Source organism: Aeromonas sp. S8(2024) (genome assembly GCF_041403085.1).
GTDB lineage: Bacteria > Pseudomonadota > Gammaproteobacteria > Enterobacterales > Aeromonadaceae > Aeromonas > Aeromonas dhakensis.
The window spans coordinates 810,866-823,456 of sequence record NZ_JBGLRF010000001.1; the positions used below are offsets into that span (position 1 = coordinate 810,866).

A 12,591-nucleotide genomic window follows, 5' to 3' on the forward strand; every position below is an offset into this window, starting at 1 on the left:
GCATTGCACCTCTTGCATTTTTTAATTAGTGGTGCAATTCACTTCGTTCATTGCACCCTACTTGCTGTCTCTTGATAAATAAAGACTCCATCGCAGCCTTACTCCCTCTCTTTTACTGCCAGAGCCCCTCTTTATTGGCCAGCATTTTATCTTTTATTTCTTAGCCAGCTTGATGCAAAACGCTGGCAAAAATGGATAGCCAGCTAAAACAATCACTTGCCAGGGTCTGGACGGGGTATTTCAATCAGTGGCCAATTAATAATTTCGTTAGCCACCCCTTTTTGATTATTTATACCTGAGCATAAACCTACGACGGGTGTGTCATTATACCCTTAACGGCAGATGAACAGACTGTGTCCCATGATAAGCCTCTTTATATCCAGTTAGCTCCCTTTCCCATCGCAATCCATTAATGCGTTCCTGCGGCACCTGCCGCACGCCCGATAGACGGGGGCGGCCCGTGCTGGCCAATCGTCACCATCAAACTGACAGACAACTTCATGAACGGTAATCACAAACAAGCCCTGTCCGGCGTTACGCTGGCGGCGATCGGCGTGGTCTATGGCGACATCGGCACCAGCCCGCTCTATACCCTGCGCGAGTGCCTCTCCGGCCAGTTCGGTTTCGGGGTGGAGCCCGCCTCCATCCTGGGCTTTCTTTCACTGATCTTCTGGCTGCTGATCCTGGTGGTCTCGGTCAAGTACCTCTCCTTCGTGATGCGGGCCGACAACGCCGGCGAAGGGGGCATCCTCACCCTGATGTCGCTGGCCACCCGCAACACCCCGGCCAAGTGGACCCCCTTGCTGATCATCCTGGGGCTGATTGGCGGCAGCTTCTTCTATGGCGAGGTGGTGATCACCCCGGCTATGTCGGTGATGTCGGCCATCGAGGGCTTGAACATCGCCGCCCCCTCCCTCGATCCCTATATAGTGCCGCTCTCGGTGCTGGTGCTGACCCTGCTGTTCGCCATCCAGAAACACGGCACCGCCACCGTGGGCAAGCTGTTCGCCCCCATCATGCTTACCTGGTTCATCACCCTGGCGGTGCTGGGCCTGAACAGCATCTTCCAGCACCCCGAGGTGCTGGGGGCGCTCAACCCTGTCTGGGCGCTGCGCTTCTTTGCCAAGTACCAGACCGCCTCCTTCTTTGCTCTCGGCGCCGTGGTGCTGGCCATCACAGGGGTAGAGGCGCTCTACGCCGACATGGGCCATTTTGGCAAGAGCCCGATCCGGCGCGCCTGGTTTATGGTGGTGTTGCCCTCTCTGGTACTCAACTACTTCGGCCAGGGGGCGCTGCTGCTGGCCCATCCCGAGGCCATCACCAACCCCTTCTTCCTACTCGCACCTAAATGGGCGCTGCTGCCATTGCTGCTGCTGGCAACCCTGGCGACGGTGATCGCCTCGCAGGCGGTGATCTCCGGGGTCTTTTCACTGACCCGGCAGGCAGTGCGGCTCGGTTATCTCTCACCCATCCGCATCGTGCACACCTCCGAACAGGAGTCCGGCCAGATCTATATTCCAGTCATCAACTGGATGCTCTATATCTCGGTCGTGATCGTCATCATGAGCTTCGAGCACTCCAGCAATCTGGCGGCGGCCTACGGCATCGCCGTCACCGGCACCATGGTGCTCACCTCCATCCTCTCCTGTTCGGTGGCCCGCCACAGCTGGCACTGGAACAAGTACCTGGTGGCCGCCCTGTTTATCGCGCTGCTGGCAATCGACGTGCCGCTGTTTGCCGCCAACCTCGCCAAGATCTTCTCCGGCGGCTGGCTGCCGCTCACCCTGGGCGCGGTGATGTTCACCGTGATGACCAGCTGGAAGAGCGAGCGCTTTCGGCTTATTCGCCGCCTCAACGAGCACGGCAACTCGCTGGAGCCGATGATCGCCTCGCTGGAAAAATCCCCGCCGACCCGGGTGGCCGGCACGGCGGTCTATATGTCGCGGGTGGTCAACGTGATCCCCCACGCGCTCTTGCACAACCTCAAGCACAACAAGGTGCTGCACGAGCGGCTCATCCTGCTCACCCTGCGGGTGGAGGATGTGCCCTACGTCCACAATGTGCGCCGGGTCTGCATCGAGCAGCTCTCCCCCACCTTCTGGCGGGTAGTGGCAAGCTACGGCTGGCGCGAGACCCCGAACGTGGAGGAGATCTTCCACCGCTGCAACGCCGAGGGGCTGAGCTGCCGGATGATGGAGACCTCGTTTTTCATGGCCCACGAGTCGCTGATCATGAAGGAGCGCCCCTGGTATCTCTACCTGCGCGGCAAGCTCTTTATGCTGCTGCAGCGCAACGCCCTGCGCGCGCCGGATCAGTTCGAGATCCCGCCCAACCGGGTTATCGAGCTGGGATCCCAGGTGGATATCTGATGGTGTGAGTTGCGCTAAAGAGAGAGGGAGGTATTGGCCTCCCTCTCTTGTTTCCGTTAACCACAATTACCGCCCCTCATCCCCGGCCCTTCTCCCGCAAGGGGAGAAGGGAGCACACCACCGCGAACATATTTGCAGAGCGGTGCAATTCACTTCGTTCTTTGCACCCTACTCCCGGCATGCTGCCGATATGTTTCCGTTCTCGTGCGTCCGATTACGCTTCGCTAATCGAACCTACGGTTTCAAAACAGACGGGCTCTATGCGAACAGACTCGCCGCCGTAGGGTGCAACAAGCGCAGCGCCGTGCACCGCAGCCATATGTAGGGGATCGGTGCAATTCACTTCGTTCTTGGCCCCCTGCTCCCCCCGATGCCCTACCGCAGACCCGTAACCCTTTCGCCCCTTGTCACGACCCCGCATTCAGCCATGCCGATACCGTTTTGCGGGGGTGACGAACCCTCTCCTACCCTTCGTCACAAGTGACGAACGTCACCCTTCGACAGTGGGACAAGCCCTCGACGCCCGTCGACGCTATTTTTAACATCATTTAAAAACAAACACTTACACACATCCAGCCAGGCAAAACCAAGCTGGCCCGTATCTTGCCAACCTGCCCCTATTCACTCCGTTCGCGACACGACAAGGTAGGCTATGAACCGCTTCGTTATCGCTGACCCCAAGCTTTGTATCGGCTGTGGCACCTGTATGGCGGCCTGCAGCGAGGTACACAAGGCGCAAGGTTTGCAACAAGCCCCCCGTTTAACCGTTATGCGACACGAGCAGGCGACCATGCCGGTTCAGTGCCGTCACTGTGACGATGCCCCCTGCAGCAAGGTGTGCCCGGTCGAGGCAATTCGCCAGACCGGCGATAGCGTGCAGCTCAACGAGTCGCTCTGCATCGGCTGCAACCTCTGCGCCGTGGCCTGCCCGTTTGGCGCCATCCAGAGCGGCGGCAGCCGTCCGGTGGCAGTGGCCACCAGTTACGACACCTATATCCCCTGCTCCATCCGCTCCAGCAACCCCTCCACCTCCGCCGGCCTGCGCTGCTTTGGCGAGGATCTGCTGAGCTGGGAGCCAGGCGTGCGCAGCATCGCGGTCAAGTGCGACCTGTGCGAATTTCGTGCCGAAGGGCCGGCCTGTGTCGATGCCTGCCCCTCCCAGGCACTGAAGCTGGTCAATGACGGCGACACCGAACGCGCCGCCCGTATCCGTCGCCAGCAAGCGGCCGACACCAACCCGCAAGGGGCCTCTGCCTTCTCGGCGCCCGCCACGGCGATCCCTGCATCCGATTTATCCACCACAGAGGGAGCGTGCTGATGTTGTCCCCCCTTGTAATGGCCACGCTCCTGCTCTTTTTGCTGGGCGCTGCCGCCGGTTTGCTGCTGCAAAAGCTGCCCGCACTGGCCAACCGTCTCAATAGCGGCTTTGCCCTGCTGGGCTCGCTCGCGGGTCTGGTCGCCGCCATCCAGGTCTTTGCTCAAGGCACCCCCGTCGACGGCCAGCTCTGGCTGCTGGGCTCGGTTCACCTCGATATGCTGGCCGCGCTGATGCTGCTGGTGATTAGCACCGTCGGCGTCGCCGTCGCCCTCTACTCCTTTGCCTATATCCGCGAATATCAGGGCAAGGGGGATGTGGCCATCGGCGCGCTGATGAACCTCTTCCTCTTTGCCATGGTTGGCATGGTGCTGGCCGACAACGCGCTCGGTTTCTTGCTCTGCTACGAGCTGGTGACCCTCACCACCTACTGGCTGGTCAAGACCAATCCGGATGCTGCCAAACAGAGCCGTCTCTACCTGGTGATGAACCATATCGGCATGGCGCTGGTGCTGATCGCCTTCTGGCTGCTCTGCCGCGAAAGCGGTTCGCTGGAGTTCGCCGCGCTGCGCGAGCACCATCTGGCGGGCGGATTGGCCTCCCTGGTGTTCCTGCTCAGCTTCTGCGGCTTTGGCCTGCGCGCCGGTTTCGTGCCGCTGCACGGCTGGCTGCCGGTGGCCGAGCCCGTTGCGCCGTCCCATATCTCGGCGCTGATGTCTGGCGTCATGGTGAAGCTGGGTCTCTTTGGCATTTTGCGGGTCAGCATCGATTTTCTCGGCGCCAGCCAGCTCTGGTGGGGCTATGTAGTGCTGATCTTCGGCGCCTGCTCGGCAGTGCTCGGGGTGCTGTTTGCGCTGGCCGAGCACGATCTCAAGCGGCTGCTCGCCTACCACACGGTGGAGAACATCGGCATCATCCTGATGGGGATGGGGATCGGCATGATCGGCATCGCCAACCAGCAACCGGCGCTGGTGGTGCTGGGGCTGCTCGGTGCGCTTTATCACCTGCTCAACCACGCCATCTTCAAGAGCCTGCTCTTTATGGGCACCGGCTCTGTGATGTTCCGCCTGCACACCCGTGACATGGACAAGATGGGGGGGCTGGCCAAGCTGATGCCCTGGACCGCGCTGGCGTTCCTCATCGGTGCCATGGCCATCTCGGCGCTGCCGCCGCTGAACGGCTTTGTCAGCGAGTGGTTTATCTACCAGTCCCTGCTCTCCATGACCAAACTCGGCACCTCTGTCGTTGCGCCGCTCGCGGTAGTGATGCTGGCGGTGACCGGCGCCATGGCGGTGATGTGTTTCGTCAAGGTGTACGGCATCTGCTTCTGCGGCGCCCCGCGCAGCGAACACGCGAGCCACGCCCGCGAAGTGCCGGGGGCCATGGTGGCTGGCACCCTGCTGCTGGCCGCCGTCTGTCTGGTGCTGGGTCTGGGCGCCCCCTGGATTGCCCCCCATATCGCCAGCTATGGCCAAGCCTTGGTAAGCGGCCAGATGAACGTCGCCACCGGCGCGACCCTGCTGCCGCTCGATAGCAGCCAGGCGATCCTCTCCCCGCCCGTTATCGCCATCACCTTGCTGGGGCTGTTCCTCATCCCGCTGCTGGTACTGGCCATCTTCAAGGGGCCCAAGCTGGGTCGTCGTCACGCTGGCACCCCGTGGGCTTGTGGTTATGCCTACGAGGAGCGCATGAGCCTCACCTCGGGCGGTGTCACCCACACCTTGCGCCAACTCTGCGCGCCGCTCTATCGCAAGCAGCCGCAGCTCGATCTGGCCAGCGCCCTGCACGGGGTGAGCGATACCAGCGGGACAACCGGCTGGTTGCTGCACGGCATAGTGCTGGCGCTCTTTATCCTGATGGCTGTAGGAGTCTGATATGCCTGTTCTTGAAATGCCGAGCTGGGGCATGGTTGCCCTCGCCCTGACCCAGGCCATCGCCATGCTGGCGCTGGCGCCGCTCGCCACCGGTTTCAACCGGGTGCTGCGGGCCAAGATGCACTCCCGTCAGGGGCCGGGCCTGCTGCAGGATTACCGGGATATCGCCAAACTCCTGCGCCGTCAGGAGGTAACCCCCGAGCCTGCCGGCATCCTCTTCAACCTGATGCCTGCGCTGCTGATCGCCGCCTTGCTGCTGGTGGGGATGGCGCTGCCGACCCTGACTCACGAGTCCCCCTTCCCCATCGCCGGGGATCTCATCACCGACATCTATCTGTTCGCCATCTTCCGTTTCTTCTTTTCGCTGGCGGGGCTCGACAGCGGCAGCATGTTTGCAGGGATCGGTGCCCGCCGCGAGTTGACCCTCGGCATTCTGGTGGAGCCCATTCTGGTGCTCGCCTGCTTCATCATGGCGATGATGGTGGGCAGCTCGGATCTGGGCAACATCAGCAGCTATGTCGCGACCCAGCCACTGGCCGCGCCCATCGCCACCCTGCTGGCGGGCGCCGCCTGCGCCTTCGCGGTGTTTGTCGAGATGGGCAAGCTGCCCTTTGACTGCGCCGAAGCCGAACAGGAGTTGCAGGAGGGGCCGCTCACCGAGTATTCCGGTGCGGGCCTGGCCCTGCTCAAGCTCTCCATTGGCCTCAAGCAGCTGGTGGTGGTGCAGCTCTTTCTGGTGATTTTCCTGCCCTTTGGCAAGGCGGCCAACTGGAGTCTGCCTGCGCTCATCGGCGCGGCGCTGATCCTCGCCTGCAAGCTGCTGGTGGCCTTTTTGCTGGCTGGCATCATCGAAAACGCCATGGCCCGTACCCAGTTCGAGCGCACCCACAAGCTCACCCGCTACGGCTTGGGGCTGGCCCTGCTGGCGCTGCTCGCCTATCTGGTCGGGATCTGAGCCATGCCCGCCAGCACAGCCATTTTTTTCGATTTCACCTTTTGTGAATGCTCATTCCCGAACATTAAAGTGAGAACTGCATGACCATCGCCATTTCGGATCGCATCGGCTGTGACTACATCCAGCAGGTGCGAGCACAACTGCCCCACGCCATCGTCGACGAGGAGTGGCAAACCGCCGATCAGGCCACCATCACCGTCAAGCCCACCAGCCTGGTCGAGACCGCCAGCCTGATCTTCCACCAGCTGGGGGGCTGGCTTCCCCTCTCCTTTGCCAATGACGAGCGCAGCCTCAACGGCCACTTCGCCGTCTACCACGTCTTCTCCATGGAGGGCGACACCAAGTGCTGGATCACAGTCCGGGTGCTGGTGGATGCCGATACCCAGGAGTACCCCTCCATCACCCCGACCATTCCGGCGGCGGTGTGGGGCGAGCGGGAGATCCGCGACATGTACGGCCTGCGCGCCATCGGTCTGCCGGACGAACGACGTCTGGTACTGCCGGATGACTGGCCGGAGGATATCCATCCCCTTCGCAAGGACGCCATGGATTATCGCCAGCGCCCGATGCCCACCACCGACACCGAGACCTACCCCTTCGTCAACGAACTCGGCAGTGATGCCAACCGCATCGTGCCGGTCGGCCCGCTGCACATCACCTCGGATGAACCGGGCCACTTTCGCCTGTTCGTCGATGGCGAAGACATCATCGATGCCGACTACCGCCTCTTCTATGTCCATCGCGGCATGGAGAAGCTGGCGGAGACCCGCATGGGCTACAACGAAGTGGCGTTTCTGACCGACCGGGTCTGCGGCATCTGCGGCTTTACCCACAGCGTCGCCTACACTACCTCGGTGGAGAACGCCATGGGCATTGTGGTACCCGAGCGGGCCAAGATGATCCGCGCCGTGCTGCTGGAGGTGGAGCGCCTGCACAGCCATATCCTCAACATCGGCCTGTCGAGCCACTTCACCGGTTTCGACACCGGCTTTATGCAGTTCTTCCGGGTGCGGGAGAAATCCATGACCCTGGCCGAACTGCTGACCGGCGCGCGCAAGACCTACGGCCTCAACCTGATTGGCGGGATACGCCGCGACATCTTCAAGGAAGATCGCATCAAGGGTGCCCAGCTGGTGCGGGAGCTCCGTGATGAGCTCAAACCCCTGGTGGCCATGCTGCTGGATACCGCCAACATCTCCTCCCGCCTCATCGGTATCGGCAAGCTCGACCCGCAGATTGCCCGCGATTTCAGCTGCGTCGGCCCCATGGTGCGGGCAAGCGGCTTCAAGCGCGACGTGCGTCGGGTCCACGACTTTGCCGGTTACCGCGAGCTGCCGATGGAGATCCAGACCAAGGCGGGTTGCGACGTGCAATCCCGGGTGCTGGTGCGCATCCACGAGCTCTACGACTCCCTCGACATGATTGAGTTTGGTCTTGAGCACCTGCCGGAAGGGCCACTGCTCACCGAAGGGTTCACCTACCAGCCGGGCAAGTTTGCGCTGGGCTTTACCGAAGCGCCCCGCGGCGAGAACGTCCACTGGAGCATGACCGGCGACAACCAGAAGCTGTTTCGCTGGCGCTGCCGCGCCGCCACCTACGCCAACTGGCCCGCCCTTCGCTACATGCTGCGCGGCAATACCGTGGCGGATGCACCGCTCATCATCGGCAGTCTGGATCCCTGCTACTCCTGTACCGACCGGGTCACTCTGGTCGACCCGAAGAAGGGCAAATCCACCGTGGTCTCCTACAAGGAGATCGAGCGCTACGGCATCGATCGCAAAAACTCTCCGCTGAAATAAGGGGTCATCATGATCAAGCTGTTCAAGACCATCCTCAAGGCTGGCACCCCGACCGCCAAGTACCCCTTCGCTCCTATTGATGTGAACCAGGATTTTCGCGGCAAACCGAAATATCAGGCGGATCAGTGCATCGCCTGCGCCGCCTGCACCAAGGCCTGCCCGGCCAACGCGCTGGTGATGGAAGTGGACATGGAGACCGGCGAACGGCGTTGGGAGATCTCCATGGCGCGCTGCATCTTCTGCGGCCGCTGCGAGGAGGTCTGCCCGACCCGCGCCATCGCGCTCTCATCCGAGTTCGAGCTGGCGGTGACCAACAAGGCGGATCTCTATGAGGAGGCCCGCTTTGCGCTGGCCCCCTGCACCCTGTGCGGCACCTACTTTGCCCCGAGCAAACTGGTGGCGCTGGTGGAGGACACCCTCAAGCAGGCGGGCACGCCGCTCGCGACCCCGGAAAGGCTGCACCACTGCCCCGACTGCAAACGAAAACAGAGCATGCTGAGCCAGCCTGACTCGGCCCTGATCACACCGATAGCCACACCGATAGCTGCACAAAAGGAGTTGATGTGATGAGCAAGATCAAAGGCATAGAACCGGTTGTCGGCCATGCCCATACCCGCGCCGTGCCGCTGGCACAGGATCCCGAGATCACCAAACTCAAGAAGACCCTGCTCAAGGACATTCGCCGCTCGGCCTATGTCTACCGGGTCGATTGCGGCGGCTGCAACGCCTGCGAGATCGAGATCTTCGCCACCATCACCCCGCTGTTCGATGCCGAGCGCTTCGGCATCAAGGTGGTCGCCTCCCCCCGCCACGCCGACATCCTGCTCTTTACCGGCGCGGTGACCCGGGCGATGCGGGTGCCAGCCCTGCGCGCCTACGAGGCGGCGCCCGATCCCAAGATCTGCATCGCCTACGGCGCCTGTGGCTGTGACGGTGGCATCTTCCACGACCTCTACTGCGTCTGGGGCGGCACCGACAAGATCGTGCCGGTGGACGTCTATATCCCGGGCTGCCCCCCCACACCGGCGGCCACCATCTACGGCTTTGCCGTGGCGCTCGGTCTGCTTGAGCAGAAACTCAAAGCCACCAGCCACGAGGTGCAACCAGGTGAGCGGGTCGAGCTGCGTCACACCGGCATCCCCAACGAAATCCGGGTGATGATCGAGCGCGAAGCGCGCCGCATGGCCGGTTACCGGCAGGGACGGATCATCGCCGACGAATTCATGGCCCTGCTCGAAGGGGCAACCCAGCAGGATGTGGATCTGCGCATCCAGAGCTACCTCGATCAGCACGACGATCCGCGCCTGGCGGAGATCGTCAACAACCTCGCAAACGCCTGCCTCAACCGGGCGGCCGGCAAGGGAGAGGCGGTGCATGGCTGACCAGGTTTCCTTCTATCGCCTCTCGCGCAAGTTCGTCGACGAGCAGTTCGACGTGCCGGAAGAAGCCAGGGAGGTGATCTACTACAGCCTCGCCATCGGCCACCACCTCGGCATCGTCGATTGCCTGCGAGCAGACCTGGTCTGCTCGCTGACCGGTTATCGCGACTGGGTAGCCAAGCTGCCAGAGGGGAGCGAGGCGCGCCGCAAGATGGAGGGGTTTCTCACCTTTGGCGAGATCACCATCTATCGCGAGCACTGCCATATGCTGGCCTGCGCCTTCGATCGACTGCGCAAAGCCGAAGGCGTGCTCGATGAGCAGGAGCTGGGCTGGACCAATACCTTTATGGATCAGCTCACCGCCCTCTTTAACGATCCCCATATGTACCTGATGGTAAGGAGCCGCTGATGGGCTGCAATCTCGTGTTGACCGTGGGCAATGCCATGATGGGGGACGACGGTGCCGGCCCCTATCTCGCCGACAAGCTGCGGGCCGCCCCCCTGCCCGGCTGGACTCATATCGACGGCGGCATCGCGCCGGAAAATGTGGTCTACAAGGTGCGGGAGCTGCAACCGGAGCGGGTGGTGCTGGTGGATGCCGCCGAGATCGGCGAGAAGGCGGGCACCCTGCAGGTGATCCCCCCCGATACCATCGCCGAGATGTTTATCTTCTCGACCCACAATATGCCGCTCAATTTCCTGATCGACGAGCTCAAGACCTTTGTGTCCGAGGTGATCTTTGTCGGGGTGCAACCGGCCATAGTGGCGTTCTCCTTCCCGATGACCGAGATGGTGAGTGAGGCGATGGATTATCTTTATCAGCACCTTGATACTGCCAAGGATACCAGCTTGTTAATAGAGAGACTGGACCATTGGAATATCACCAACGCGGAGTCAGATTATTTGCCAGCTTGTTAACAGCAGCGTTGAATTATCCAGAAAAGGCATATGGAAACGCCCGATGTTAAATTAAAAACATCGGGCTAATTGCCATGAAATTGATATAAATCAACGCGTGGACATTTTTCATAAAGTCGGCCAACTTGCTATTTTCAAACATAAAAAAGCGTTGCCAGTCACGAAAAATTGCCACAAAATGGTGGCCATTGCGGAAGCTGATGGGGTCTGGTGGCCTCCTCGGTCTTCAAAACCGATGAGAGCCGAGAAGGCTTTGGCAGGTTCGATTCCTGCCTCTTCCGCCAAATTTCATATATTGGAGAGAAACCGTCAATTATGTTTCAGGCTGGTTGACGACTGTTTCACATATTGTTCTAACAAGGCGCCTGTCGCATTGCCAATATAATCTGAATGCGCTCCAACACGCTTATTACTCTGCTCAACAATTAATTTATCCATTCGCCTTTTTTATTAATTAATGAATGGCGAAAAGCAGCAATAAGCAGCGTTGAAGCGGCCTTCCTCCGGCAAGGCGGCGTGCATGTCACTCCCACGCACAGCCCGGGTCATCCCATGCCAACTCCGTCTGACGTATCCTCCCTCGCCCCCAGCGCCTCTTATGCCGCGACTCAAGCAAACCAGCGCCGCTTGCCACAAGTGGAACAGCTGCTGCAGCAACCCTTTCTCGCAGGGTTTATCGAGGCGCTGAGCCGCCCGCTGGTGACCCAGGCGGTGCGCGACACCCTGAGTGAACTGCGCCAGAGCGAGGATTTTCGCCAGCACGGCGTCGCCCCCGAACGCCTGGAAGCGCTGATAGCCAAACGCTGCCGGCAGCAGTTGCGCCAGCGCCAGACCCGGGTGATCAACGCCACCGGCACCCTGGTGCATACCAATCTGGGGCGCTCGCCATTAAGTCACGAGCTGTGGGACGAGGTGCGTGACCTCAACACCGGCTACAACAATCTGGAGCTGGATCTCGCCACTGGCAAGCGCGGCGGGCGCAAGGGGCTGATCGCTCCCCTGCTCGGTTGCCTCACCCAGGCCGAGGATTCACTGGTGGTCAACAACAACGCAGCTTCCCTCTTCCTTTTGTTGCAGGAGGTGGCCAAGGGGCGCGAGGTGATCGTCTCGCGCGGTGAGCAGATCCAGATTGGCGGCGGCTTTCGCATCCCCGATATTCTGGCCCTCTCCGGCGCCAAACTGGTGGAGGTGGGCACCACCAATATTACGACCGCCAAAGACTACCTCGATGCCATCAACGATCAGACCGCGCTGGTGCTGATGGTGCACAGATCCAATTTTGCCATTCGCGGCTTTACCGAATCCCCCGATATCGGCGAGCTGGCCCGCGCCCTGCCCGAACAGGTGGTGCTGGCGGTGGATCAGGGCTCGGGCTTGACCACCGAAGAGTTTGCGCCGGATGAAACCTCGGTACGCCAGTACATCAAGGCGGGGGCGGACCTGGTCTGCTACTCCGGCGACAAGCTGCTGGGCGGGCCCCAGTGCGGCATCATCAGCGGCCGCGCGGACCTTATCAAGCGGCTGGAAAAACACCCCATGATGCGCACCTTCCGCTCGAGCCGCATCATCCACTCCCTGCTCGAACGCCTGCTCATCCACAAGCTCAACAAGTCCCCCATCGGCGAGGGTATCGCCCAGCGCACCTTGAGCAATCCTGCCGCCATACAGGCGAAAGCCTCCCAGCTGATGACCGCCCTGCCAGGCTGCTTTGTGCCCGTTCCCGCCCAGCTGGTGGTGGGCGGCGGCACCTTGCCGGACGAGTTTTATCCAGCCCCTGCGCTCGAATGCACCGACCCTCGCCCTGCCCAGCAGTTGCTGGATACCCTGCGCGAGCTCCCCGTCCCGGTCATCGCCACCGTGCGCCAGCAGAAGGTGCTGCTCAATATGGCCACCCTGCTCGACGAGGACATGGAGCTGCTGATCGCCCAGCTTAAGCAACTGCTGCTACCCACCCCGATCACTGCGAGCCAGGAGCCTTGATC

At 61.3% G+C, this 12,591-nt stretch carries 10 protein-coding genes and 1 tRNA gene; all 11 read left to right on the plus strand.

The annotated features are described in order from the left end of the window. Positions 1-500 precede the first annotated feature (500 nt). The 11 genes from kup (at position 501) to selA (ending at position 12,589) form a co-directional block, all read left to right on the plus strand. Positions 501-2,369 (plus strand): low affinity potassium transporter Kup, encoded by a 1,869-nt coding sequence (kup, locus tag ACB031_RS03445; protein ID WP_371139005.1) that lies wholly within the window; start codon positions 501-503, stop codon positions 2,367-2,369. Positions 2,370-3,021: 652 nt separating this feature from the next. Continuing rightward, positions 3,022-3,687, plus strand: coding sequence for a 4Fe-4S dicluster domain-containing protein (locus ACB031_RS03450; RefSeq protein ID WP_371139006.1), 666 nt, complete (start codon positions 3,022-3,024; stop codon positions 3,685-3,687). Further along, positions 3,687-5,558: a hydrogenase 4 subunit B gene (gene hyfB / locus ACB031_RS03455; RefSeq protein WP_371139007.1), complete on the plus strand. Its 1,872-nt coding sequence runs from the start codon at positions 3,687-3,689 to the stop codon at positions 5,556-5,558. The genes ACB031_RS03450 and hyfB overlap by 1 nt, the downstream gene beginning before the upstream one ends. 1 nt (position 5,559) lies before the next feature. Continuing rightward, positions 5,560-6,513: a respiratory chain complex I subunit 1 family protein gene (locus ACB031_RS03460; protein WP_371139008.1), complete on the plus strand. Its 954-nt coding sequence runs from the start codon at positions 5,560-5,562 to the stop codon at positions 6,511-6,513. Positions 6,514-6,593: 80 nt separating this feature from the next. After that, positions 6,594-8,312, plus strand: a complete 1,719-nt coding sequence (locus tag ACB031_RS03465) for an NADH-quinone oxidoreductase subunit C (protein ID WP_139752774.1) — start codon at positions 6,594-6,596, stop codon at positions 8,310-8,312. Positions 8,313-8,321: 9 nt separating this feature from the next. Then, a complete protein-coding gene (locus tag ACB031_RS03470; protein WP_371139009.1) occupies positions 8,322-8,879 on the plus strand; it encodes a formate hydrogenlyase complex iron-sulfur subunit in 558 nt (185 codons plus the stop codon). Next, positions 8,879-9,694: an NADH-quinone oxidoreductase subunit B family protein gene (locus ACB031_RS03475; RefSeq protein WP_005301886.1), complete on the plus strand. Its 816-nt coding sequence runs from the start codon at positions 8,879-8,881 to the stop codon at positions 9,692-9,694. Before ACB031_RS03470 ends, ACB031_RS03475 begins: the two co-directional genes overlap by 1 nt. Then, positions 9,687-10,100, plus strand: a complete 414-nt coding sequence (locus ACB031_RS03480; protein ID WP_139752772.1) for a formate hydrogenlyase maturation HycH family protein — start codon at positions 9,687-9,689, stop codon at positions 10,098-10,100. The genes ACB031_RS03475 and ACB031_RS03480 overlap by 8 nt, the downstream gene beginning before the upstream one ends. Next, positions 10,100-10,609, plus strand: coding sequence for a hydrogenase maturation peptidase HycI (gene hycI, locus ACB031_RS03485; RefSeq protein ID WP_139752771.1), 510 nt, complete (start codon positions 10,100-10,102; stop codon positions 10,607-10,609). Before ACB031_RS03480 ends, hycI begins: the two co-directional genes overlap by 1 nt. A gap of 192 nt (positions 10,610-10,801) precedes the next feature. Beyond that, a tRNA-Sec gene (locus tag ACB031_RS03490) sits at positions 10,802-10,893 on the plus strand. A gap of 268 nt (positions 10,894-11,161) precedes the next feature. Next, on the plus strand, positions 11,162-12,589 hold the full coding sequence (gene selA, locus ACB031_RS03495) for an L-seryl-tRNA(Sec) selenium transferase (protein WP_371139010.1): 1,428 nt from the start codon (positions 11,162-11,164) through the stop codon (positions 12,587-12,589). Positions 12,590-12,591 lie beyond the last annotated feature (2 nt).

Bases quoted from the DNA above. Each gene is read 5' to 3' on its own strand.
- hycI (WP_139752771.1), top strand. From the start codon at position 10,100: ATGGGCTGCAATCTCGTGTTGACCGTGGGCAATGCCATGATGGGGGAC.
- hyfB (WP_371139007.1), top strand. From the start codon at position 3,687: ATGTTGTCCCCCCTTGTAATGGCCACGCTCCTGCTCTTTTTGCTGGGC.
- ACB031_RS03460 (WP_371139008.1), top strand. From the start codon at position 5,560: ATGCCTGTTCTTGAAATGCCGAGCTGGGGCATGGTTGCCCTCGCCCTG.
- ACB031_RS03475 (WP_005301886.1), top strand. From the start codon at position 8,879: ATGAGCAAGATCAAAGGCATAGAACCGGTTGTCGGCCATGCCCATACC.
- ACB031_RS03470 (WP_371139009.1), top strand. From the start codon at position 8,322: ATGATCAAGCTGTTCAAGACCATCCTCAAGGCTGGCACCCCGACCGCC.
- selA (WP_371139010.1), top strand. From the start codon at position 11,162: ATGCCAACTCCGTCTGACGTATCCTCCCTCGCCCCCAGCGCCTCTTAT.
- ACB031_RS03465 (WP_139752774.1), top strand. From the start codon at position 6,594: ATGACCATCGCCATTTCGGATCGCATCGGCTGTGACTACATCCAGCAG.
- ACB031_RS03450 (WP_371139006.1), top strand. From the start codon at position 3,022: ATGAACCGCTTCGTTATCGCTGACCCCAAGCTTTGTATCGGCTGTGGC.
- kup (WP_371139005.1), top strand. From the start codon at position 501: ATGAACGGTAATCACAAACAAGCCCTGTCCGGCGTTACGCTGGCGGCG.
- ACB031_RS03480 (WP_139752772.1), top strand. From the start codon at position 9,687: ATGGCTGACCAGGTTTCCTTCTATCGCCTCTCGCGCAAGTTCGTCGAC.